The organism is Streptomyces sp. NA04227, from assembly GCF_013364195.1.
Classification (GTDB): Bacteria; Actinomycetota; Actinomycetes; order Streptomycetales; family Streptomycetaceae; genus Streptomyces.
This window is the reverse complement of sequence record NZ_CP054918.1, coordinates 1,789,460-1,811,062: the sequence shown is the minus strand read 5'-3', so window position 1 is coordinate 1,811,062 and position 21,603 is coordinate 1,789,460. Positions and strand designations below refer to the sequence as shown.

Here is a 21,603-nt window from a genome sequence, read left to right as displayed (position 1 = left end):
AGCCGATGACCGAGCCGGCGACCGAGCCGATGACCGAGCCGATGGCCCGGTCGACATCCCCCGACGGGCCCGTCGTCGTGGCCAGCGACCTCGACCGGACGCTGATCTACTCCGCGGCCGCACTTCAGCTCACCATGCCGGACGCCCGGGCGCCGCGGCTGCTGTGTGTCGAGGTGTACGAGAGCAAGCCGCTGTCCTACCTCACCGAGACCTCGGCCGGGCTGCTGGGCGAACTCGCCTCCTCGACGGTGTTCGTGCCGACCACCACCCGCACCGGCGAGCAGTACCAGCGTATTCAACTGCCCGGCCCCGCCCCGGAGTTCGCGATCTGCGCCAACGGCGGCCACATCCTGGTGAACGGCGTTACCGACCCCGACTGGCAGGCCCATGTGGCCCGCCGCCTGGCCGACGAGTGCGCCGGACTCGACGAGATCCGCGCACACCTGCGGGCCACCGCGGGCTCCGAGTGGCTGCTCAAGGAACGTGTCGCCGAGGACCTGTTCGCCTATCTCGTGGTGGAGCGCGCGCTGCTGCCCGAGGGCTGGGTCAAGGAACTCGGCGAGTGGGCCGAGGACCGCGGCTGGACGGTGTCCCTCCAGGGACGCAAGATCTACGTGGTGCCCGGGCCGCTGACCAAGAGCGCCGCGATGCGCGAGGTCGCCCGCCGCACCCGGGCCCGGCTCACCCTCGCCGCGGGCGACTCGCTGCTGGACGCCGACCTCCTGCTCGCGGCCGACCTGGCCTGGCGCCCCGGACACGGCGAACTGGCCGACGAGGGCTGGACGGCCCCGAACCTCACCGTCCTTCCCGAGACCGGGGTGGCCGCGGGCGAGCGGATCCTGCGCCACTTCCTGACCGCCGCCGGCCCCGGCCGGGACCGATGACCCGTACGCCCACGGCGACGGCGGCGGCGCACAGCGCCAGTACGAGGACGAGCTTGGAGTAGGCCGAGACCACGTCGGTCACCTGCGACCACCGCTCGCCCAGGGCGTAACCGGCAAGCACGAACGTGGTGTTCCAGATCGCGCTGCCCAGCGTGGTGAGGCCGAGGAACTGCAGCAGCGGCATCCGCGCCAGACCCGCGGGCACCGAGATCAGGCTCCGGAAAAGCGGAATCATCCGCCCGAGCAGGACCGCCTTGGCCCCGTGCCGGGCGAACCACGCCTCGGCGCGCTCGACATCGCGCACCTTGACCAGCGGCAGCCGGTCCGCGAGGCGCAGCAACCGCTCACGGCCCAGGCCCGCGCCCAGCCCGTACAGCGCGAGGGCGCCGATCACCGAGCCCGCGGTCGTCCACACCAGGGCGGCGTACAGGTTCATCCGGCCGGTGCTCGCCGCGAATCCGGCCAGCGGCAGGATCACCTCGCTGGGCAGTGGCGGGAACAGGTTCTCCAGGGCGATGGCCAGGCCCGCGCCGGGCGCGCCGAACTCGTCGATGAGGGTGTCGAGCCACTGGGGCCCGGTGCTTTCGCTCATGCCGCCGACGCTAGAAATCCGGGCGCGGGCGCACACTGCGGTGCGCCGCACGGTTCACATGCGGAGCGCCGCATCGGGATGCTGCGGTTTTCCGCAGTGTGGTGCCCGGTGCGTGCGGGCTACGGTGACCGGAGGGGCGTCGGGCGGTACGACGCGGGCGGTGCGACGTGGGCCCTGCGGCCGGCCGGACCTTCGGAAAGCGCCCCACGACGATCACTGCGGAGCAAGAGTGCGACTGATGCTGGCGGAGGACTCCACACTGCTGCGGGTGGGCCTGGAACGGCTCCTCGTCGACGAGGGGCACGAGGTCCTGGCGGCCGTGGACAACGCCGAGCGGCTGCTGGAAGCCGTCGCCGCCGAGCAGCCCGACGTGGTCGTGGCCGATGTCCGGATGCCACCGACGCACACCGACGAGGGCCTGCGGGCCGCACTGGAGATCCGCGCCCGGTGGCCGGAGGTGGGCGTGCTCGTCCTCTCGCAGTACGTCGAACGGCGTTACGCGCGCGAGCTGTTCACCGTCGAGTCCCAGGGCGTCGGCTACCTGCTCAAGGACCGGGTGGTCGAGGTCGACGAGTTCCTCGACGCCCTGGAACGGGTCGCCGCGGGCCGGTCCGCCTTCGACGAGGAAGTGGTCCGCCAACTGGTCGGCCACAGCAAGCACGCCGACTTCCTGTCCCGGCTCACCGCCCGCGAGAGCGCCGTACTCGCCGAGATGGCACAGGGCCACGGCAACGAGGCCATCGCCGGGCGCCTGCACATCTCCCGCAGCGGCGTCGAGAAACACATCAACGCGATCTTCGACAAGCTGGAACTGAACCGGAGTTCGGGCCACTCACGCCGGGTTCTGGCGGTGCTGCGCTACCTCGGGAGCTGAGGGCGGGCGGCACTGCTCAGCCGCAGCAGCCACCACCGCAACAGCCGCCGCCCCCGGACGGGCCCGGCGCGGGCGCGCGGGAGGGAGCGGCCGCCGAGCCGCCGACCGCCACCGTCGACAGCAGCTTCACGGTGTCGTCGTGCCCGACGGGGCACTGGGCCGGTGCCGAGGACTCGGCCATCGGCCGGGACAGTTCGAACGTGTCGCCGCAGGAACGGCAGCGGTACTCATAGCGAGGCATGGGCCCAGGTTAGCGGGCCTTCGGCGGCTGCTCCCCGCCCCGCAGGGGCTGGGCGGCTCCGCCCGCGCGCAGTGCCCGGAGCCGGTCCTCGCGCTCGGCCTGCTCGGGGTTGCGGGCCCGCCAGTACGGATTGTCGTGCGGGAGCTTGCTGCCGACCCGGCCGTACATGCCGAAGAACATCAGCAGCACGCCGACGACAAAGCTGAACAGGACGTTCTCGATCTCGAAGGCGAGGAAGTTGTAGTCCGTCTCCAGCAGGGCCATGTTCACGAACCCGCTCAGGATGAACGCGATGCCCAGCACCATGTTCAGGGTGGAGGCGATGTTCCCGCCGATCACCATCCCGACGAACAGCAGCAGCCCCACGCACACCGACAGCACGCTCAGCGCACCGTTGGTGTTCATCCCGGCGACGGTGTCGCCGTGCGTGTCGAAGAACCCGACCTTGTCGATGAGGCCGAGGATCCCGAAGGCCAGCAGCGCGAGCCCCATCAGCCCGGCGCCCACCCGGTAGAACTGGTTCAGACGGTGGTCGACCGGCAGATGATCGTCGAACCGGATGCGTCGCCTGGCCTTGAGATGGAGATCGTGCGGTGCGGTTGCCATCCCAGCCTCCTTCACACCTCGCGAGCGCCTGTCCGTGGCACGTATGCCGTCGGGGGGTGCCAACGCCCCTGGTGCGTGCGTTGCGTATGTCCGTGGCAACGCGGCCCGTCCTGCCACTCCGGGTGCCGGGTTCCCCCGGCGTCTCCCGGCCGCAACACGGCGGCCGCGCGTGCGGGTCTCCTCACCCAGCATCCGCCAGGCACGGGGGGATTTCCAGTGCTCAGGGGGAGGGGCGGGCGTGGAGCGGGTCAGGCGCCCGCGCCGCGCTCCTCGCGGATCTCGCCGACCACCCGGGACGCCGCCTTGCGAATGTCCTCGGTCTCGGTGAGGAAGTGCCAGTAGTCGGGGTGACGTCCCTCGAGACCGGCGACGGCACGGTCGAGCCGGGCCACCGCGTCGTCGAGAGGGCGGGCGTGCCGCGGGTCGGGGGTGTTGCGGCCGGCCATGGCCAGGCGCTGCGCGTCCCGGATCGCGAACCGGGTGCGCTCGACCTCCCGCCCGGGATCCTTCGCGACGGCGTTGAGCCGGGTCAGCCTCTCGCCCGCGGCCGAGATGTCCTCGTCGGTCGAGTTGAGCAGGGCGCGCGCCGTGGACAGGAAGGAGGCCGCGTCGGGCCAGCGCTGCTCGTCCCGGGCGGACTGCGCCTCCTTCAGCTTGAGTTCGGCCCGCTGGACGTTGTCGTGGGCGCGCTCGGAGACCGGCTGGAGGTCCTGCCAGCACGCGGCGGCGAACCGGCGGCGCAGCTCGCTCAGTACGGGCTCGACCTGTCCGGAACGCGTGGTCAGCGCCTGCGCGCGGGTGCGCAGGGAGACCAGACGGCGGTCGATCTCGGCGGCCCGTTCCGGCAGCCGCTGGGCCTCGCTGCGCACCGCCTCGGCCTCGCGTGCCACATGCTCGGCGCGACTGAGCGTCTCCGGGACACCGTGCCGCCCGGCGCCCTCGTTGAGCCGCGTCAGTTCCGGGCCGAGGGCGGCGAGACGGGCCGCGAGGTCGTCGGCCCGCAGGCCGCTGCCACGCACCGTGTCGAGTGCGTTGCTCGCGGCGAGCAGGCCCTGCCTGGCCTGTTCGACGGCGGGGGCGAGCCGGGCGAGCTGCGTCTCGGCCTTGCCGAGCAGCGGACCGAGCCCCTGCCCGAAGCGCTCCAGATCCTGCCGCACCCGGTCGAGGCCGTCCTTCGCCTTGCTCAGCGCCGTACGGGCCTGCGCGGCGGTGCTCCCGTCCAGGTCGTCACGGTCGAGGTCGTAGCTGTCGACGGCCTGGATGTACTCATGGCTGCACTCGTCGATCCGGTGACCGAGCGCGGCGAAGTCCTCGGCGGCACGACGCGCGGCCGGGGAGTCGTCGACCGCCATGATCGTCTCTATCGACAGCCGCAGGTCGCGCTGCGCGGTGTCGAGTTCGTAGAAGGCGGTGGCGGCGGCGTCCTTGGCGGCCTGAGCCTGGGCTCGCTGCCCCTCCGACCGCCCACCGAACCAGCGCCTGCTCCCGCCCCCCACGGCGGCAGCCGGGAGCAGAGCCGCCACCAGGACGGGCAGCGCCGCGAGACCGACCAGCTCACGCAGTTGACGCCGCACCGCGCCACGGGCGGACGGCCGCGAGGATCGCGAGAGGTCAGCAGGGTCCGAGTGCGGCCGCCGTGCGGGCCGGCCCGAGTGGCCCGGGACAACGGGGGAGCGCAGGGCGCGCGGCCTGTCTGGTGTGTACGGCTCTCCGGGTCTCGCCGTCACTTCCCTCTCCTGTGCTGCTCGTCGCCCTGTCGAGTCATTCTCCCACCCGGTAAGGACGAACACACGGGACGAAAAGTTCGCTCCGGGCGCGGTGATCTTGCTGCGGGGGTTCTGACGCCGTCGACCCAGCGCCGATCCAACGCCGAGACATCGCCAAGCCACCGTCGAGACACCGTCGAATCGCCCCCGACCGAGCACGGCATCCGGCCGGTACAGAGGACCGGTCCGAGGGCTCCGGGGCGGCACGAGTTTGCGAGGTGGCGCCCAGGTCAGGGTAGGCTGTCGGCCACCCGGGCGCGTAGCTCAGCGGTAGAGCGCCGCCCTTACAAGGCGGATGTCGGCGGTTCGAAACCGTCCGCGCCCACTCGGTGAACAGGGTGAGAGCCCCGATTTTCGCGCGTGATGCGAGGGTCGGGGCTTTTCCGTTCCTCGGTGGGTGTGGTGGGCCTTGCCGCACGGCCGGTCCCGAGTCCGGGTTGCCCGACGGCGTTGCCCGCCTGCGGTCGCACTATCCCAGAGGTCACCATGAGCATCTGGTCCAGCGTCGACGGCCCCGACATCCAGGCGCTCAACGGCGCCCCGGACGTTGCCAATTTCCACGCCGAAGGCGAACCGACGATCACCATCGATGTCGCCACCACGCGATTCCACGACCACATCAGGCTCGCGCTGTACGACGGCTGCCCCAACGTCGATGCACTCCTGTCACCTGCCGCGGCACGCGCCCTACGAGACTCGCTCACCAAGGCACTTGGCGACTGAGAGGTGCCGCCGAGGTGCCTCGAAGCGCCACCCGTGCCGGTCCACTGTGCATCACGGAATGAACCGCCTTCCGGGTCCGGCCGAGTGTCCCTGGCCGGACCCTCAGCCGAACGCGCCGCAATCGCAGTCGTCGGCGTACTTCTCCCGGTTCTCGAACGTCGCGACGAGCGCGATGTCCCTCAACGTGACCGAATCCCAGTCCGCTTGCTCGGTGAAGCGAGCCAGTGTGTCGGTGAGGATCTCGGCGGACCGTCGGTCCAGGAGGTCGTCCGGCAGCCGATGCGTGAGCACTCCGGCGGCGGCCACGGCATTTCGCAACCACGCCTGACCTTCGAGCGGACAGTCCGACTCGTGATCGATCACTGCAACTCCTCTGCCGACACTCGCTGTTGGTCGCATCGTACGGAAAGTGACCGTGGTGCCCGTCCTTCTTGGGGATGGTTCCGGCCGAACGGCCTCTCGAATATCGGGCGGGGTGAGGGGAGTTGGCCAGGTTCAGTCTTGAGTGGCCGCTCGTGGAAGGCAGTTGGCGCCCGGCTGTCTCCGTACGGGCGCACATCTGATCACCACCCCGTACCATGATCCATGTCCCCCCACATGTTGCCCTTGCCGTCCGGCCAGGGTGTTTCCCATGTCCGGAGAGACCGCATGCCTTACGGAACCCCTGAAGAGACCAGCCGCCGTACCTACCGGGCACGCGCGATCAGTGTGGAGTCGGTCGGTGAGTACAAGCTCATGATCACGTGCGATGCCGAGACCGACAACATGGCGGCGCCCGAAGTCGCCGCGCTCTTCCAGAAGTTCGTGGATCACCTCAGCACTTCGCCCGACTTCACCGTGACCGCGACACGTACCAAGGAGTTCGTCGAGCAGGTCACGCCGACTGCCTGACGTGGTCGGGTCGCTTGCGCGGTCCAGGGTGTGAGTCGCATGTGAGTCGCCTGCACGGTCCAGAGCGTGATCTGGGGCGTGCGGAGCGAGTCGGCGGGAAGTTCACGGCCTCCTCTCTCCCGGCTGTGGGAGGCGAGGGGGCCGGTCGTTTTCTGTGCCTGTGCCTGTGCCTGTGCCTGTGCCTGTGCCTGTGCCTGTGCCTGCGCTTGTGCCCGCGCCTCTTCCGTTTCCGGTCCGGTTTCGACCGGACCGGCGCGGGGTGCCGCCGGTCGAGCGGTGGGTCAGTCTCCCCGGGTCGCGCCCTCGCGGAGGGGGACGGGGGCGGCCGGCGCGTGTTTGAGCGCGCTGCGGGCGTCGACGGCGTCGGGGCCCTGGACGTCGGTCCAGTAGTGGTGGCAGGTGACGAAGACGGCGAGTTCGCGTTCGCGCTTGCGCAGGAGTTCCACCTGGGCCTGTTCGTCGGGGCTCCAGCCGGGGGAAGCGGGGCGTTCCACCTTGCGCCAGCCCTGGGTCTCGCTGAATCCGTCGAGGGGCTCCACCGACCAGGGGAGTCGTTTCAGCAGGCTCAGCAGCTCAGCCCGCACTCGGTGCAGCTCCTCCTGGCCCGCGAGGAGATCGCTCGGGAAGTCGTAGGTCGCAGCCACGCGCTAATGATACGTCTGTTCGATTTCGGGATGCGAGTCGAACTGGGCCCTGTCACTCGAACGTGGGTGTGCGGGTGCGGAGCGTCCGGGCAGGTCAACTGCCTTGTCCCGTAAGGGTTGTGGGTCACCTGCGCGGATGGTGTGGGTGGCCTTCCGTCGAGGGCGGCCGAACCTCCGCCGGTCGTCCACATGACCCGCTGCGCATGCGTGGACGCGGTGGCGGCGGGCGGTTATCCACAGGCCGTCCGGTTGTCGGAGGTCTGCGCAACACTGGGGGCATGTGCCGAAGCATCAAGACGCTGCGCCCGCCCGTCCTCCCGGAAGAGGCGACCGAGGAGGAGATCAGAGCCGCTGCCTTGCAGTACGTACGGAAGGTGTCCGGTTTCCGCGCACCGGCCGCCCACAACCGTGAGGTGTTCGACCAGGCCGTCGACGCCATCGCGGAGGCCACGGGCGCGCTGCTCGCGGGCCTGGAGGTGCGGGGGCAGGGCGCGGCTCGTCAGGCGGCTGCCGGGTGAGCGGTTGAGCAGATGAAGAGGGGGAGGGGCGGGGAGGGGGCGGGGGGGAGGGCCCCCGGGGATCCGTACCGGTAACGGTAGGCCCCGTTCCGCCGGCGCGCGTGCCCTAGCGCGAGCTCCCGGAATCGCGGACGCCACGCGATCCGCCACCCGACGCGCTGCCCGATCCACCGCCCGACCCGCCACCCGAGCCACGGGTCGACGGCGCTGTCCTGTCGGCAGCGGCTTCCACCCGCCGCGCCCGGCGGTCATGTCCCCGTGAGCGCCGTGACCGCGACTGACGCGGTACCCGGACGATGGACCTGAGGGGCGAAGTGCCGCCCTGTCGCCGAAATCGCGGGGTGGCGGCCTCGTCATCCGGGCTCGTCCCCGTGCCGCGCGTCGCCGCGGCGTCCGCGCCCACGACGTCCGCCTCCGTGCCGCGGGTGTCCGCGCCGGGCGCGCCCCTCTCGCTCACGTTCCCGTCGTCAGAGTCCGCGTCCCCGCCGTTCATACCCCTGTTGCTCCCGCCCGTGCCCGCCTCGGACTGAATGCCCGCCTCGGACCGCGCGCCCGCCTCCGCAAGGCGTGCGGTCGGGCCGACGCCCGCCAGGCTCGGCCTGCGCATCACGTACGCGGCCCCCGCTCCGGAGGCGAACAGGGCGAACAGGGAGACTCCGGTGGCCAGCCACGTCGCGCCGAGCCACTGCCCGCCGAAGTAGCCGAGTCCCACGCTGTACGCGGCCCAGGCGACGCCCGCGACCGCGGACCAGGGGAGGAAATCGCGTATCCGGCGGTTGGCCGCCCCGGCGCCGAGGGAGACCAGGGAGCGTCCCGCGGGGGCGAACCTGGCCAGGACGACCAAGGCGCCTCCGCCGCGGGCGAGGGCCGCGCCCAGGCTCTGGTGCGCCTTGGCCAGGCGACGGGAACGGGCGATGGCGTTTTCGAGCCGGGTGCCGCCGCGCGCGGCCAACTGGTGGGCGACCAGGTCGCCGAGCACCGAGGCGGTCGCCGCGGACAGCAGCAGGGCCAGGATGTCGGGGACGTCGTGCGGGACCTTGCCGCTCGCCGTCGCCGTCGTACCGGCCGCCGCGGTGGCGGCCGTGATCACCAGGACGCCGCTCGGCAGCACGGGCAGGAAGACGTCGAGGAGTACGGAGACGGCGACAGCCGCGTAGATCCACGGGCTGCCGACGAGCGTGCCCACCATCTCCAGCACCGAGACTCCCCGTTCGGCAAAAATGCCGCATTGCCTCGGTGAGGTGGCAGGGGCGGCCAGATCGCCCTACAGATTACGCCGCGTCGTGTGCCGATCTTCCGCCGATGGGTCGGTTGTTCGCTACGTCACGTTCACTCACCTGCGACGAAGGGCCCGGCGACGGCGGGAAGTCCCTTCGCCCGGCGTGGCGGGACGGGGCGGGCCCGCGCCCTTGCGCGGAGCGCGGCGGAGCCCCCGAGCGGGCACAACTGCCCGGCGAATCAAGGGGATTCGGCAACTCGGGGGCTCGGAACGTCCGTTGTGGACGAGCGGCGCGGGGTCAGGCGGTGACCGAATCCTTCGCGGCGGACCGGCCCGTGGAGCCGTCGGCCGGGGTGCTGCTGTTCGAGGTGTCGCCGCCGGAGCGGCGGGCGGCGATCAGGCGGTCCAGGCCGAAGGCGCCGGAGCCGGTGAAGACGAGGAGCAGCAGGGACCAGCAGAACATCGCGGAGGACTCGCCGCCGTTCTGCAGCGGCCACAGCGCCTCGGGCTGGTGCACCTTGAAGTACGCGTAGGCCATCGAACCCGAGGCCACGAAGGCGGCGGCGCGGGTGCCGAGTCCGAGCAGGATCAGGCCGCCGCAGACGAGCTGGATCACGGCCGCGTACCAGCCCGGCCAGGTGCCCGCGTCGATGGTCCCGCCGCCCATCGCGCCACCGAGGACCCCGAACAGCGAGGCCGCCCCGTGGCAGGCGAACAGCAGGCCGACGACGGCCCGGAACGCGCCTATCGCGTACGGCTGGGCCTTGTTGAGGGACTGGGACATGGTGGTGCTCCTTCAATGGGGACGGGGTGGGGTGAAACGGGAGGGAACGGGGGGCGATCCCGTGGCGTGCGGAGAGGGCGGGCATGCCGTCGGGGGTGTGCGCGGTGTGGTGCGCGCGGAGTACCGCAAACGTGTGCACTTGTGGGCAGCGCGAGCGACGCTTCCGTGCACGGGGGAGAGGGAGGGGGGAGGGGGGAGGTCGGGATTGCCGACGAGCGGGATCGAGTGGGGGCTCGGGGATTGGGTTCGGGGATTGGGTTCGAGGGTTAGGTTAGCCTAATTTTTACTTGCAAGTTCAACCTACTTGCCTCGGTGATTGATGGCAAGCGTGGAGCGGCCGGGTAAGTGAGCTGGTCGCGCGGGGGTTGCGCGGCGCGTGCCGCTGTCGGGCCTGGCCCGCGACGAGGGATACGCAATGGATTGCATGACTGTTCAGCCGTCCGGCCTGTGATCCGGATCATGTGCTGAGCGGAGAGCCGCGTCCCCCGGGCGAGAGTGACGGAGGGGCCCTCACTCACTCACGTGAGCCACGCCCCGGAGGAGAAGTGACGGCGGGCCCCTGACCCCCTCACGTAAGCCGTGTCTTCTCCACCGTCACCAGCCGGGTGTGCGGGGTGTCGCCCTTCCCGCCCCTGCGGCCGGTCGTACGGGCCGTCTCCAGGGTGAGTTCGGCCGAGCGTCCGTGCAGGGCGAGGGTCATGAGGTGGTTGCCGAACCACGGGCCGCCGGTGCGGCGCCAGTTGACGGTCGCGGGAGCGGTGCGGCCGTGCCGTCGCAGCAGACGGCCGAGTACCCGGCCGACCGCGCTCCAGCCGAAACGGAAACCGGCCTTCATATAGGCGGGGACGGAGTTGTGTACGGGGGAGCACGTCAACTGCAGGACGCGGGCGGCGGGTTGACGGTCCGGCCAGGAGGGTTCGGCGACGTAGGCGTGGTGTACGTCGCCGGAGAGCACGCACACCGTCGCGGGTGCCGCCGGGCCGTCGGCCGCCTCGCGCAGGAGCTCGCTCAGTTCGGTGAAGGACTCCGGGAAGGCGGCCCAGTGCTCCAGGTCCGCGGCCTGCCGGACCTTCTCGCCGAACCCGGCCCAGCGCCCGTCCGGCCCGCCGCGCGCGCCGCGGCACAGCGCCGCGTTCCAGATCTCGGCGTCGTGGACGAGGTGCGGCAACAGCCAGGGCAGCGAGGTGGCGACCAGCAGATGGTCGTAGCCACCGGCCCCGACCGCCTCCACCCCCAGGCCGTGCGGCTCGTCCGTCCCGTCCAGGATCTGCTCGCGCAGCCACTGTGCCTCGGCGGGCCCGAGCATCGCGCGCTGGTCCTCCTGGAGGATCCGGGCCGCGCGGGTGTCGATCATGATCAGGCGTACCCGGCCGAAGTCGCGGCGGAAGCTCCAGCGCAGGCCCTCGGCGGGACTTTCCCGTACCGCGTCCCGGTGCGGTGCGACGCGGGCGTCCGCGCGGGCCGCGAAGGAGCGCAGGGCGGCGGTGCCGTCAGGGGTCGCGCAGACCGCCGCGTAGACCGGGTCGTTCTTCAGCTGGGCGGGGCCGAGATTGCCCAGGTGCTGGTAGACCCAGTACGTCATGAAGCCGCTGAGGACGCGTTCGGACCACCAGGGCTGGGCGCGGATGTGCGCGAGCCAGGCGGCGCTGGTGTTCCAGTCGTCGATGACGTCGTGGTCGTCGAAGATCATCAGGCTCGGGACCGTGGAGAGCAGCCAGCGCACCTCGGGGTCGAGCCAGGACTCGTAGTAGAGCTGCGTGTACTCCTCGAAGTCCGCGACCTGGGTGCCGGGCGCGACGCCGAGGTCGCGGCGGGCGGCGAGCCATGCCTGGGTGGGTTCGGAGGTCTCGTCCGCGTACACCTGGTCGCCCAGCAGGAGCAGTACGTCGGGGCGGTCGCCCGCCGGATCGGCCGCGATACGCGCGGCCAGCGTGTCGAGGGCGTCGGGGCCGACCCGGTCGTGCCCCTCCGCGGGCGGAGCCGCCCACCGGCACGAACCGAACGCGACCCGCAGCCCGCCACGCACCTGGGTCTCGCCGCCGCTCCCGGTGCGCCCCACAATCCCGTTGCCGTTGCCGTTGCCGTTGCCGTTGCCGCTCCGGATTCCGCTCTCGCCGCCGTCGCCCGGCTCGGGAAGAGTGCGGATGGTGCTCGCGGGAAAGCGGTCGTCGGTCAGCGGCCAGACGGGGTGGCCGTCCAGGAGGACCTCGTACGGGGTGTCGGTGCCCGCACGCAGTCCCGTGACCGTGACCAGTGCGTAGTGGTGGCCCGCGACCGAGAAGGTGTCGCTCGTCCCGCCCGCCCCGTCGGCGCAGCGCACTTCCGCGGCACAGGGGCGGCTCGACTCGACCCAGACGGTCGCGCTCGACTCGTCGACGTACCTCAGCACCGGCCCCAGGCGCAGATCCGCCACGGCGATCACCTTCCTCCGACGGCCCGTACCGTACGGAACGTCGCAGACGCCCGAGCCGTTCCACCACCGCGACCGCATACCGCGCGTGCCGACCCGTGCGCGCCGGCATGCGCATGCCGACCCGCGCTTTGCTCCTGCCCGGCCGAGCGGCCCGCCACACGGGTTGCCCACCCCGGGCCCCGCTCACGCGACAGCCCCCGCTCACTCGACAGCCCCCGCACACGCGACGGGCCCGGCATGCGCGACGGGGCACCGCCGCCGAAAGCGACGATGCCCCGCACGCGCCTACCTTCCGCCGCACACAACAAGCGGCGGAAGCGTGCCGGAGAGCGGACTCGGCATGTGCCGGAGAGCGGACTCAGCACGTGCCGAAGAGCGGACTCAGCAGTTGCTGAGCTGGGACTCCAGGGCGCTCTTCTCGGCCTCGTCGACGGTCAGCTTGTAGTGGTGCTTCACCTGGACCCACATCCGCACGTAGGTGCAGTGGTACGAGGTGGTCGGCGGCATCCACTTCGCCGGGTCCTTGTCGCCCTTCGCCTGGTTGACGTTGTCCGTGACCGCGATGAGCTGCGGCTGGCTCATGTCGTTGGCGAAGCCCTCGCGCTGGTCGTTGGTCCAGCCATTGGCGCCCGAACGCCACGACTCGGCCAGCGGCACGAGGTGGTCGATGTCCACGTCGCCGGCGGCCGTCCAGGTCTCGCCGTCGTACTCGGAGAACCAGCTGCCGGAGGTGGCCTTGCAGCTGGAGTCGGTCTCGACGTCCTTGCCGTCGCGCTTCAGGACGGCCTCGCGGGTGTCGCAGGAACCGTCCTGGCCGCTCCAGTGCGGGTACTTGTCGCGGCTGTAGCCGTCCAGCGAACCCTCGGCGGCCACGGTCAGCTCGGCCAGGTAGGCGCGGGCGGTGGCGGCGTCGACGGGGGCCGGGGGCGAGGCCTGGGCGCTCGGGACGGCCACCATGGCGAGGGCGGCGGCGGAGGCGGTGAGCGCGCCGAGGACACCGAGGCGGCGCTTGGTCAGGATTCCACGCGCGTAGAGCACGGGCATTGTGAACTCCCTTGAAGTGGGGGGTTTTGGCCGGTTGGGCCCGGTCATGCTGTCGGCGCGGGGTTTCGTGGAGGTGTGCGCCAGGTGACAGGGTCGCGTCAACGGGGCGCAGGCTCAAGGGTTACGGCAATACGTCATCTGTTCGCCGAGTGGCCCGAGTTGAGGAGAGGCGGGCGGAGCCCCGGTGTCCGGGCGGGTCGGCGGGTGAGGGGGCGCACACTTGCCCGGCGTACGCCGGGGACCAAAAGACCCTGGCGGGGCGCCGGGGGCGGTCACGTACGATGGACGGCGCAGAAGGGGAGTAGCTCTTCGCCGGACCGTCGACATACTGCTCAGCTCGTCTGAGCCGGCGCCCGGAGCGGACCACGGTGACCGTGGCCCGCCAGCGAGACCTTCGGCAAGCAGTGCCATGCCGCGCTCCGGCGCGGACCGACCATGTGTGCTGCCCTGCCGAGGTGTCGTCGCACGCAGCAGCTCTCGGCCGGGCAGCGCCCGACCGATATGAGGAACCGTGATCACCTTCAGCGTCCTTGCGCTCACCTTTGGCGTTGTCTTCCTGGCCGAACTCCCGGACAAGACCGCCCTCGCCGGGCTCGTACTCGGCACCCGCTACCGCGCTTCGTACGTCTTCGCCGGGGTGGCCGCCGCCTTCGTCGTGCATGTGAGCCTCGCGGTCGCGGCGGGCAGCGTCCTGACCCTGCTGCCGCAGCGCCTCGTGCACGCGCTGACCGGTGCGCTCTTCCTCGCCGGGGCGGCCATGCTCATGCTCAAGGGAGGCGAGGACGAGGAGAAGGTCCGCGAGCCCGGTGACCAGAGCTTCTGGAAGGTCTCCGGTGCGGGGTTCATGCTGATTCTGGTGGCCGAGTTCGGCGACCTCACCCAGATCATGACCGCCAACCTCGCCGCCCGCTACGACAGCCCGCTCTCGGTCGGCATCGGCGCCGTACTGGCCCTCTGGTCCGTGGCCGCGATCGGCATCCTGGGCGGAAAGGCCCTGATGAAGCGGGTTCCGCTGCGTCTGGTGACCCGTATCGCGGCGCTGCTGATGCTCGGCCTCGGCATCTGGAGCCTGTACGAGGCCGTCGCGGCGTGAGTCGCCTGCCGCGCTCGCGCGCTCGGGAGAGCCGCCCGCTGCTCGCGCGCTCTCGGGTCGGCCTCGCGTCGTCCGGTCGTCCCGGTCGTCCCGGTCGTCCCGGTCATCCGCTCGGCCCGCCGCTCGTCCGGTTGTGGCCGGACGTGGTTTTGGTGCGGGACCCCCGGGCTCGGGGCGGTCGGCAGCGTTTGTATCTTGGTTGAACAAAGACATGGTGCCGCCGAGCACGCTCGAACAGCCTCACTCGCCCTCGGCAACACCGCTGCTCTCTCCTGTACGGCCCGATTTCCTCCGACACCCTTGGAGTCCCGCTCATGACGGCCACCACCGTCCTTCCGGTCCGCGCCTTCCTGCTCGACATGGACGGCACTCTTGTGAACTCCGACGCGGTCGTCGAGCGCGTGTGGCGGCGCTGGGCGGCCGAGCACGGGATCGACGGCGACGAGGCGTTGAAGGTGGTGCACGGGCGGCAGGGGCATGCCTCGATGGCGTTGCTGCTCCCCGAGCGTTCCGCGGCGGAGAACCAGGCGGACAACGTGCGGATGCTGGCCGCCGAGGTCGCGGACATGGAGGGCGTGGTGCCGGTCCCGGGCGCCGCCCAGTTCCTCGCCGCGCTTACGGGGGCGCCGCACGCGCTGGTCACTTCCGCGAACGTCCCGCTCGCCACCGCCCGGATGAACGCGGCAGGGCTTTCGATGCCGTCGGTGCGGGTCACCGCCGAGTCCGTGGGCGCCAGCAAACCCGCGCCCGAGGGCTTCCTCAAGGGCGCCGCGGAACTGGGTGTCGCCCCCGGCGACTGTCTGGTCTTTGAAGACTCCGGCGCCGGGATCGCGGCGGGCAAGGCGGCCGGGATGCGCGTGGTCGGTGTGGGCCCGCGCGCGGCGGAGTACGGGCCGGACGTGGTGGTGGAGGACCTCACCGCCGTACGCGTAGAAGCGGGCGCGGACGGGGAGTATCGCCTGGTGGTGAGCCCTGCGGGTGCCTGAACCAGGCGCTTGAACGGGGCACTTGCACTTCGCGTGCCTGAACTGACCTGCTGAGCCGCGCATTTGCACCGTGCGTCTGAACTGACCTGCTGAGCCGGGCACTTGAACCGCGCACGTGAACTGCACGCCTGAACAACCGCTTGAACCGGTCGCCTGAGCAAGGCATTTGAACCGGATCTACCCGGCCCTACGGCCTCACCCCCGAGTGCTCGCCTCCAGGCTCTTCCTGGTGGCCGCCCCGTACACGCCCTTCGGATCCCCTTGTACGCCGCGCGTGAACTGGTAGCCGCGTACGGCGTTTTCGACATGGACGTCGTACTCGCCGTCCGCGTGGCCCGCGTACACGAAGGCCTGCTGGAGCCGTCTTTGGAGTTCCGCCACCTCGGGGCCGCTGGAGCCCCTGCGCAGTTCAGGGTTCGACGGGGCCTTGGGCCGGTTCAGGTCGCGGCCCACCGTCGGCTCGGGGCGCGGCGCGGGCGCGGCGGGCGCGGCCGTGCTGCGGGAGGGGCCGGGGCTCTTCGGTGACGGGGCGGGGCTCGACGTGGAGGCGCTGGGACTCGGCGGCGGTCCGAGCGTCACCGCCGCACTCGGCGAGGTCTCGGGCAGCGCCTCGTCCTGCGAGCCGCCGTCGAGCAGGGCGGAGGTCAGCAGGGCGATCGCGGCGACTCCGGCGACACCGCCGAGGACCGCGAGCGCGACGAACCGCCGGTCCCGGCCCGGCCGTCGACCCGCCCGCGCCGCGAGCGCGGGCACCCGCAGGGCGATCGTGTCCGTCACGGCGGACGCCTCCGATGCCGCGGGATCGGCCAGCGGCGGCAGCGGCTGGGCGACGACGCCCGGCCGCGTGCCCGGTTCCTCGGAGTCCGGCAGCGAGACGTACGGCCGTACCCGGAGCGGGGTGAAGTCGGAGGCCGCGGCGGCTTCGGCGGCCCGCGCCTTGCTCAACTCCTCGGCCCGGGCGGCCCGGTGTTCCTCGGCCCGTGCCTCCCGGTGCTCTTCGGCACGCGCCTGCCGCTGTCCCTCGGCCGGCGCTTCCCGCTCTTCGTGTGGTCCCTGCCGTCCCTGCCGTCCCGGCTGTTCCTCGGCCGGCGCTTCCCGTTCTCCGTGTGGCTCCTGCCGTCCCGGCTGCCCCTCGGCCGGCGCTTCGCGCTCTTCCTGCGGTCCCTGCGGTCCCCGCTGTCCACTCACCGTGGGCCCCTCCCTGGAAACACCGGTGATTATGCCTTCGCTCTCCGTGGCCGTCCCACCGGCTCCCCGTTACGCCGAAGCGGCCGACGGATGACGAGACGGTCCGTACCGGAGGGGCGTACCGGACCCGCCGCACTCCCCCTCTCCTCCCGCCTGCCCAAACCAGGCACTGTCCGGCGCTGACCAGGCACTGACCAGGCGTTCCCGCCCCAACAGGCCGTCCCGCCCGGTACCCGCGAGGATGGAAGGGCACCGGAGGGCCGTGCGGCGGCCCTCCACGACCGAGTACCCCGGGGTGTGGCATGACGGAGCGAACCCAGGGCGCGAGCGGGTCGACGCCGCTCGTGCCGGACGATCCGCGCTCGGACTCGCACGACGACCCGCACGACGATCCGCACACGGACTCCTATGTGGTGGATCCGCACACGGGCCGGGAGCACGTCAGGGGCGGCGTTCTGGTGTCCATCGGCGCGCTGCTGCTCGGCACGCTGCTCGCCGCGCTCGACCAGACCATCGTGGCCACCGCGCTGCCCACCATCGTCGGTGAGCTCGGCGGCATCAATCACCTGTCCTGGGTGGTCACCGCATACCTGCTCGCCTCCACCGCCGTCACCCCGCTGTGGGGCAAACTCGGCGACCAGTTCGGGCGCAAGCGGCTGTTCCAGCTCGCGATCCTGGTCTTCCTGCTGGGCTCCGTGCTCTGCGGCGCCGCCCAGAACCTGGGCCAGCTGATCGCCTTCCGGGCGCTCCAGGGCGCGGGCGGCGGCGGGCTGATCGTGCTGTCGATGGCACTGGTCGGGGATCTGGTCTCGCCACGTGAACGGGGCAGGTACCAGGGGCTGTTCGGGGCCGTGTTCGGTGCGATGAGTGTGCTCGGGCCACTGCTCGGCGGGCTGTTCACGCAACACCTGAACTGGCGCTGGGTCTTCTACATCAACCTGCCGCTCGGCGCCCTCGCCCTGGTGGTCATCTCGGCCGTGCTGCACGTTCCGGTCCACCGCACCAAGCACAGGATCGACTACCTGGGTACCGTCCTCGTCGCGGGCGCCGCCTCCTGCCTGATCCTGATCGCCTCGCTCGGCGGCCACACCTGGGACTGGGTGTCGCCGCAGATCCTCGTCCTCGGCGTACTGGCCGCGGTGCTGATCGCGGGGCTCGTCGTGGTGGAGCGGCGGGCGGCCGAACCCGTGCTCCCGCTCAAGCTGTTCAGGATCCGCAACTTCCGGCTGTGCGCGGTCATCGGCTTCGTCGTCGGCTTCGCGATGTTCGGCGCGATGACCTTCCTGCCGACCTTCCTCCAGATCGTCCGGGGCGTCTCGCCGACCATGGCCGGGGTGCACATGCTGCCGATGGTGATCGGCACGCTGATCGCGAGCATCGGCTCCGGGCAGTTCGTCAGCCGCACCGGGCACTGGCGCTTCTTCCCCATCGCGGGCGGCGGGATCACCGCGCTCGGACTGCTGCTGCTCGGCCGTCTCGACGAGTCCAGCACCGACGCCGCGCTCGGTGCCTCGCTCTTCGTGTTCGGCTTCGGGCTCGGCCTGGTGATGCAGGTCATCGTGCTCATCGCCCAGAACGCCGTCACGTACGAGGACCTGGGCGTGGCCACGTCCGGAGTCACCTTCTTCCGCTCGATCGGTGCCTCGTTCGGGGTGGCGATATTCGGCACGGTCTTCGCGAACCTGCTCGTCGACAAGCTGGACTCGGCGCTCAGCGGACGGGCGCTGCCCCCGGGCGTGAACCCCGAGTCGCTCCAGGACGATCCGCGCGCCGTGCAGGGGCTGCCCGAGCCGGTGCGCGAGCCCGTGCTGCACGCCTACTCCTCGGCGATCACCGATGTCTTCCTCTACGGCGCCCCGCTCGCCCTGCTCGCCTTCATCCTCGCGTTCTACCTGCGGCACGACCGGCTGCGCGGCTCGGTCACCGCACCCGACGCCACCGAAACCCTCGTCTGCAACCCGGTGGAGCGCTCCTCGCACGACGAGGTGGTACGCGCCCTGTCCGTACTAGGCAACCGCGAGGGGCGTCACGAGGTGTACGTACGGATCACCCGGCGCGCGGGCCTGGACCTCGAACCCGCCACCAGCTGGCTCCTTTTGCGCATCCTGCGCTACGGCTCGGCCGAGCCGAGTCTGCTCGCCGACCGCACCGGAGTGCCGCTGCGGCTCATCACCCAGGCCGCCCGCCAGGTCGAGGAGCGCGGTCTCGCGGTACGCGAGGGGCTGCCGCTCACCTTCACCCCGGCCGGGTACGAGGCGGCGCTCAAGCTGTCCCGGGCGCGCGAGGAGTCGCTGGCCGAAATGCTCGGCGACTGGTGGCACGACAAACGGCCGCGCGACCTGCGGGACCTCGTCGCCGAACTCAACGCCGAACTGTGCGGCTGCGACGCCGAACGCCCGCATCAGGGGGCGCCGCCACCGGTACGGGTGAGGGCGGCAACGGGCTCCTCAGCCTCCGTCCCCTGACCCTCAACCGGCGTGCGCCTACGCCCCGTTCACTTCTGCGGCTGCGTCCCCGAACCCTTGGCGCCCCCGGTCAGTGCCGGGGTCGTCAACTCCTTGCGGAACCAATGCTCGGCGTACATCTGGTCGTTGTGCGGCTCGGTCTCCACGTAGCCGTGCCGGGCGTACAGGGCGCGCGCCTCGACGAGATCGTCGCGGGTGTCCAGGATGATCCGGTGGGCGCCGAGCTCGCGGGCCGCCTCCTCGATGGCGGCAAGGAGTACCGCACCGCCGCCCAGGCCGCGCCGGGACTCGTGGACGAAGACCCGCTTCAGCTCGGCCGTTTCGGCGTTCAGGAGGCGGACCCCGGCGGTTCCCGCGGGCTCACCGTCGCAGCGGGCGACCAGCAACCGGCCGCTCGGCGGGGCGAGTTCGGCGCCCGATTCCGAGGCGATGCCGGCCGTGAGTTCCGCGGGCGGGGTGCGCCGGTTCTCGTGATGAAGGAACCAGCGGTCGCTGACCTCGGTGTAGTAGGCGCGCCACAGCTCCTTCGCCACGGGTGAGTCGAAGGGCTCCGGGGTCACGGTCCAGGTGTTCATGCCCGCATTGTGCGGCGCGGGGGAGGGCGGTCCGCAACCGGAATTCGCCGGCGTCAACTCGCCCTGCGCCGCGCCCGTTCCGCGAGCACCCGGTCCAGGTCGAAGCGGTTGATGCCCAGCGGCGGACCGGGCGGCGGCATCATCAGATTGCGCAGGATCTTGGCGTTGATGTCCTCGATGATCTTGCGGGCCACACGCTCCGAAGGCGCCGCGTACGCCGCCTCCAGGGCCTCTTCGGCCTCCTTGCGCAGGGCCAGGGTGGGCGGCAGATGGGACAGGCCCTCACGGGCCATCTTCTGCTTGATCCACCACATCTCGTCGTACGTGGTGTCGGGGCCCTCGGCCAGGGGCTTGCCCGCGCCGGGCAGTTGGGCGAAGTCGCCCCGCTCCTGCGCCTCGCGGATCTGCTTGTCGATCCAGGACTCGAAACTCACGCCCGCGGGCTTGCGCTCGGTCATGCCTCCAGTGTCCCAGAACGCACCGGCAAACGAACGGGTCGTGTGTCCCCGGTCACGCGCATCGTTCGGGCGCTCGCGCGCGTCCTACTATGCGGCGGCGACACGGGTGCCGACCGTCCGAGGGCGGCGGGGGAATCGGTCCCGTTCACGACTCACGACGAAGTCGAGGTGCGTTGCAGGTGCTTGAGCTCACGATGGCCACGGTGGCGGACGACCAGGGGGCCGGGGCCGGTGCCACCGCCGGAATGCAGATGGCGGAGGCACCGAGCAGCCCGGGCGCGGTGCTGCGGGTCGGGCGGGACCGGGCCCAGTGCCGCCTGGTCACCCCGGACGACTGGCTGTTCGTCTCCCGGGTGCACCTGGAGTTCGTCTGCGGCCCGTCCGGCGCGTGGACCGTGCACTGGCTGCGCGGCTCGCACGCCGAACCCTCCTCGCGGGTACGGCTGCTGACCGGCGGCACCGCACACGACCTCGACTACGGCAGCGTCACCCCGCTCCCGCACGGCGGCTCCGGCGAACTGATCGTCGAGGACCGCAGCGCACCCCGCACCGTGAACGTCGGCTTCTACCACGAACCCTGAGCGGGGCACGGGCTCTGAGCCGGACCCTCGCGAACCGGCCCGGACCCTCGCGAACCGGCCCGGACCCTCGCGAACCGGCCCGGACCCTCGCGAACCGGCCCGGGCCCGGGCCGGACGCGAGTTTCCGCGCCCGGCCGGGCTCTCGACCGGGCCCCTGACTACGACACCACCCGGGCCAGCAGGAACCCGTCGTACCCCTTGACCCCCACGGTCTGCACCACGGTGCCGTCCAGCCGCGGGTTGTCGGCGACCGCGCGCACCGCGGCCCTGGTGCCGACGATCGCCGGTTCCTCGCTGTCGTGCTCGGTGACCCGGCCGCCCCGCACCACGTTGTCCACCACGATCACGCTGCCCGGCCTGCTGAGCTTCAGGGCCCACTCGACGTAGTGGGCGTTGTTCACCTTGTCCGCGTCGATGAAGGTCAGGTCGAAGGGCTCGGGGTTCTCGGCGGCCAGGACGGGCAGCGAGTCCAGGGCCGCGCCGACCCGGATCTCGGCGATCCGGTCCAGTCCGGCACGGGCCAGGTTCTCCCCGGCCACCTCGGCGTGCCGCGCGTCGTACTCCAGGCTCACCAGACGCCCGTCCTCGGGCAGCGCCCTGGCCAGCCAGATGGTGCTGTACCCGCCGAGGGTGCCGATCTCCAGGATCCGCCGCGCGCCCTGCAGCCGGGCGAGCAGATGCAGGAACTTGCCCTGGTTGCCCGCCACCGCGATCGGCGGCAGGCCCGCCTTCTCGCTGGACTCCTGGGCGGCCCGCAGTGCCTCGTCGTCGGGGGCGAGGGCGGAGGTGACGTACTCGTCGACTGCTGTCCACACGGTCTGCTCGTGCATCGCGTACCACCGGTTTCTCGTTAGCCGTACTAAGGAACTCGTCCGAAAGATAACCCTCTGGCATCGCGCGTGTGCGGCCTGTGGAAAAGTGGGGCGCGGCCCGCTGCCCGGTGCGTTCGTCATACGCGTGACGGCGGGCGGTCCGCGGAGCCAACTCGTTGCGACGTGAGCGAAAGTGATCCGCCACGCCTCATCATCTTCCGGCCAAAAGGGAGGCTGCTGTCAGGT

At 71.5% G+C, this 21,603-nt stretch carries 22 protein-coding genes, 1 tRNA gene and 1 pseudogene; 10 read left to right on the top strand and 14 right to left on the bottom strand.

The window, feature by feature from the left end; genetic code table 11:
* The first annotated feature begins 41 nt into the window (after positions 1–41).
* Positions 42–884 (top strand): HAD family hydrolase, encoded by an 843-nt coding sequence (locus HUT18_RS07550; protein WP_176104349.1) that lies wholly within the window; start codon positions 42–44, stop codon positions 882–884.
* Here the strand turns inward: HUT18_RS07550 and HUT18_RS07545 are convergent.
* A complete protein-coding gene (locus HUT18_RS07545) occupies positions 796–1,476 on the bottom strand; it encodes a DedA family protein (RefSeq protein ID WP_176098940.1) in 681 nt (226 codons plus the stop codon). The genes HUT18_RS07550 and HUT18_RS07545 overlap by 89 nt on opposite strands.
* Positions 1,477–1,714: 238 nt before the next feature.
* On the opposite strand from HUT18_RS07545, the gene HUT18_RS07540 reads away from it, so the two are divergent.
* A complete protein-coding gene (locus tag HUT18_RS07540; RefSeq protein ID WP_217710470.1) occupies positions 1,715–2,350 on the top strand; it encodes a response regulator transcription factor in 636 nt (211 codons plus the stop codon).
* 16 nt (positions 2,351–2,366) lie between these two features.
* Here the strand turns inward: HUT18_RS07540 and HUT18_RS07535 are convergent, their stop codons facing one another.
* From HUT18_RS07535 to HUT18_RS07525, 3 genes are all read right to left on the bottom strand, one after another.
* Positions 2,367–2,591 carry a zinc ribbon domain-containing protein gene (locus tag HUT18_RS07535; RefSeq protein WP_176098937.1) on the bottom strand — a complete coding sequence of 75 codons (225 nt, stop codon included), beginning with the start codon at positions 2,589–2,591 and terminating at the stop codon, positions 2,367–2,369.
* 9 nt (positions 2,592–2,600) lie between these two features.
* Entirely contained in the window at positions 2,601–3,197 is a 597-nt protein-coding gene (locus tag HUT18_RS07530) for a DUF4383 domain-containing protein (RefSeq protein ID WP_176098935.1), read from the bottom strand.
* 248 nt (positions 3,198–3,445) lie between these two features.
* On the bottom strand, positions 3,446–4,771 hold the full coding sequence (locus HUT18_RS07525; RefSeq protein WP_254878468.1) for a hypothetical protein: 1,326 nt from the start codon (positions 4,769–4,771) through the stop codon (positions 3,446–3,448).
* A 445-nt stretch (positions 4,772–5,216) separates the two neighbouring features.
* Here HUT18_RS07525 and HUT18_RS07520 point away from each other — a divergent pair.
* Both HUT18_RS07520 and HUT18_RS07515 read left to right on the top strand, forming a co-directional pair.
* A tRNA-Val gene (locus tag HUT18_RS07520) sits at positions 5,217–5,288 on the top strand.
* Between the two features lie 161 nt (positions 5,289–5,449).
* Positions 5,450–5,686 (top strand): hypothetical protein, encoded by a 237-nt coding sequence (locus HUT18_RS07515; RefSeq protein WP_176098931.1) that lies wholly within the window; start codon positions 5,450–5,452, stop codon positions 5,684–5,686.
* 102 nt (positions 5,687–5,788) lie between these two features.
* Here HUT18_RS07515 and HUT18_RS07510 read toward each other — a convergent pair whose 3' ends face one another.
* Positions 5,789–6,049 (bottom strand): hypothetical protein, encoded by a 261-nt coding sequence (locus HUT18_RS07510; RefSeq protein WP_176098929.1) that lies wholly within the window; start codon positions 6,047–6,049, stop codon positions 5,789–5,791.
* A 285-nt stretch (positions 6,050–6,334) separates the two neighbouring features.
* Here HUT18_RS07510 and HUT18_RS07505 point away from each other — a divergent pair, with 285 nt between their 5' ends.
* Entirely contained in the window at positions 6,335–6,577 is a 243-nt protein-coding gene (locus HUT18_RS07505) for a hypothetical protein (RefSeq protein WP_176098927.1), read from the top strand.
* A 281-nt stretch (positions 6,578–6,858) separates the two neighbouring features.
* Here HUT18_RS07505 and HUT18_RS07500 read toward each other — a convergent pair whose 3' ends face one another.
* Positions 6,859–7,221, bottom strand: coding sequence for a hypothetical protein (locus tag HUT18_RS07500; RefSeq protein ID WP_176098925.1), 363 nt, complete (start codon positions 7,219–7,221; stop codon positions 6,859–6,861).
* Positions 7,222–7,499: 278 nt separating this feature from the next.
* Between HUT18_RS07500 and HUT18_RS07495 the strand changes: the two genes are divergently transcribed.
* Positions 7,500–7,739: a DUF2277 domain-containing protein gene (locus tag HUT18_RS07495; RefSeq protein ID WP_176098923.1), complete on the top strand. Its 240-nt coding sequence runs from the start codon at positions 7,500–7,502 to the stop codon at positions 7,737–7,739.
* A gap of 595 nt (positions 7,740–8,334) precedes the next feature.
* Here HUT18_RS07495 and HUT18_RS07490 read toward each other — a convergent pair.
* From HUT18_RS07490 to HUT18_RS07475, 4 genes and pseudogenes are all read right to left on the bottom strand, one after another.
* Positions 8,335–8,937, bottom strand: a pseudogene (locus HUT18_RS07490) (DedA family protein); the annotation flags it as partial.
* A gap of 319 nt (positions 8,938–9,256) precedes the next feature.
* Entirely contained in the window at positions 9,257–9,742 is a 486-nt protein-coding gene (locus tag HUT18_RS07485; RefSeq protein ID WP_176098921.1) for a DoxX family protein, read from the bottom strand.
* Between the two features lie 568 nt (positions 9,743–10,310).
* Entirely contained in the window at positions 10,311–12,155 is a 1,845-nt protein-coding gene (locus HUT18_RS07480) for an alkaline phosphatase D family protein (RefSeq protein WP_254878467.1), read from the bottom strand.
* Positions 12,156–12,536: 381 nt separating this feature from the next.
* The gene (locus HUT18_RS07475; RefSeq protein WP_176098918.1) at positions 12,537–13,199 is read right to left on the bottom strand and encodes an HNH endonuclease family protein; all 663 of its coding nucleotides are present in this window, start codon (positions 13,197–13,199) and stop codon (positions 12,537–12,539) included.
* A gap of 511 nt (positions 13,200–13,710) precedes the next feature.
* Between HUT18_RS07475 and HUT18_RS07470 the strand changes: the two genes are divergently transcribed.
* Positions 13,711–14,292, top strand: coding sequence for a TMEM165/GDT1 family protein (locus HUT18_RS07470; protein WP_176098916.1), 582 nt, complete (start codon positions 13,711–13,713; stop codon positions 14,290–14,292).
* Between the two features lie 314 nt (positions 14,293–14,606).
* Positions 14,607–15,278, top strand: a complete 672-nt coding sequence (locus HUT18_RS07465; protein WP_176098914.1) for an HAD-IA family hydrolase — start codon at positions 14,607–14,609, stop codon at positions 15,276–15,278.
* A gap of 195 nt (positions 15,279–15,473) precedes the next feature.
* Here the strand turns inward: HUT18_RS07465 and HUT18_RS07460 are convergent, their stop codons facing one another.
* A complete protein-coding gene (locus HUT18_RS07460; RefSeq protein ID WP_176098912.1) occupies positions 15,474–16,466 on the bottom strand; it encodes a peptidoglycan-binding protein in 993 nt (330 codons plus the stop codon).
* A gap of 302 nt (positions 16,467–16,768) precedes the next feature.
* Here HUT18_RS07460 and HUT18_RS07455 point away from each other — a divergent pair, with 302 nt between their 5' ends.
* Positions 16,769–18,931 carry an MFS transporter gene (locus HUT18_RS07455; RefSeq protein WP_176098910.1) on the top strand — a complete coding sequence of 721 codons (2,163 nt, stop codon included), beginning with the start codon at positions 16,769–16,771 and terminating at the stop codon, positions 18,929–18,931.
* Between the two features lie 29 nt (positions 18,932–18,960).
* On the opposite strand, the gene HUT18_RS07450 is transcribed toward HUT18_RS07455, so the two are convergent.
* Positions 18,961–19,506: a GNAT family N-acetyltransferase gene (locus tag HUT18_RS07450; RefSeq protein WP_176098908.1), complete on the bottom strand. Its 546-nt coding sequence runs from the start codon at positions 19,504–19,506 to the stop codon at positions 18,961–18,963.
* Between the two features lie 53 nt (positions 19,507–19,559).
* The gene (locus HUT18_RS07445; protein WP_176098907.1) at positions 19,560–19,964 is read right to left on the bottom strand and encodes a DUF1992 domain-containing protein; all 405 of its coding nucleotides are present in this window, start codon (positions 19,962–19,964) and stop codon (positions 19,560–19,562) included.
* Between the two features lie 179 nt (positions 19,965–20,143).
* Here HUT18_RS07445 and HUT18_RS07440 point away from each other — a divergent pair, with 179 nt between their 5' ends.
* On the top strand, positions 20,144–20,545 hold the full coding sequence (locus tag HUT18_RS07440; RefSeq protein WP_176098905.1) for an FHA domain-containing protein: 402 nt from the start codon (positions 20,144–20,146) through the stop codon (positions 20,543–20,545).
* Between the two features lie 158 nt (positions 20,546–20,703).
* On the opposite strand, the gene HUT18_RS07435 is transcribed toward HUT18_RS07440, so the two are convergent.
* A complete protein-coding gene (locus HUT18_RS07435) occupies positions 20,704–21,375 on the bottom strand; it encodes an O-methyltransferase (RefSeq protein ID WP_176098903.1) in 672 nt (223 codons plus the stop codon).
* Positions 21,376–21,603: the final 228 nt, after the last annotated feature.

Bases quoted from the DNA above. Each gene is read 5' to 3' on its own strand.
- HUT18_RS07495 (WP_176098923.1), top strand. From the start codon at position 7,500: ATGTGCCGAAGCATCAAGACGCTGCGCCCGCCCGTCCTCCCGGAAGAG.
- HUT18_RS07505 (WP_176098927.1), top strand. From the start codon at position 6,335: ATGCCTTACGGAACCCCTGAAGAGACCAGCCGCCGTACCTACCGGGCA.
- HUT18_RS07545 (WP_176098940.1), bottom strand. From the start codon at position 1,476: ATGAGCGAAAGCACCGGGCCCCAGTGGCTCGACACCCTCATCGACGAG.
- HUT18_RS07535 (WP_176098937.1), bottom strand. From the start codon at position 2,591: ATGCCTCGCTATGAGTACCGCTGCCGTTCCTGCGGCGACACGTTCGAA.
- HUT18_RS07445 (WP_176098907.1), bottom strand. From the start codon at position 19,964: ATGACCGAGCGCAAGCCCGCGGGCGTGAGTTTCGAGTCCTGGATCGAC.
- HUT18_RS07475 (WP_176098918.1), bottom strand. From the start codon at position 13,199: ATGCCCGTGCTCTACGCGCGTGGAATCCTGACCAAGCGCCGCCTCGGT.
- HUT18_RS07550 (WP_176104349.1), top strand. From the start codon at position 42: ATGGCCCGGTCGACATCCCCCGACGGGCCCGTCGTCGTGGCCAGCGAC.
- HUT18_RS07465 (WP_176098914.1), top strand. From the start codon at position 14,607: ATGACGGCCACCACCGTCCTTCCGGTCCGCGCCTTCCTGCTCGACATG.
- HUT18_RS07485 (WP_176098921.1), bottom strand. From the start codon at position 9,742: ATGTCCCAGTCCCTCAACAAGGCCCAGCCGTACGCGATAGGCGCGTTC.
- HUT18_RS07455 (WP_176098910.1), top strand. From the start codon at position 16,769: ATGACGGAGCGAACCCAGGGCGCGAGCGGGTCGACGCCGCTCGTGCCG.
- HUT18_RS07435 (WP_176098903.1), bottom strand. From the start codon at position 21,375: ATGCACGAGCAGACCGTGTGGACAGCAGTCGACGAGTACGTCACCTCC.
- HUT18_RS07450 (WP_176098908.1), bottom strand. From the start codon at position 19,506: ATGAACACCTGGACCGTGACCCCGGAGCCCTTCGACTCACCCGTGGCG.
- HUT18_RS07530 (WP_176098935.1), bottom strand. From the start codon at position 3,197: ATGGCAACCGCACCGCACGATCTCCATCTCAAGGCCAGGCGACGCATC.
- HUT18_RS07540 (WP_217710470.1), top strand. From the start codon at position 1,715: ATGCTGGCGGAGGACTCCACACTGCTGCGGGTGGGCCTGGAACGGCTC.
- HUT18_RS07515 (WP_176098931.1), top strand. From the start codon at position 5,450: ATGAGCATCTGGTCCAGCGTCGACGGCCCCGACATCCAGGCGCTCAAC.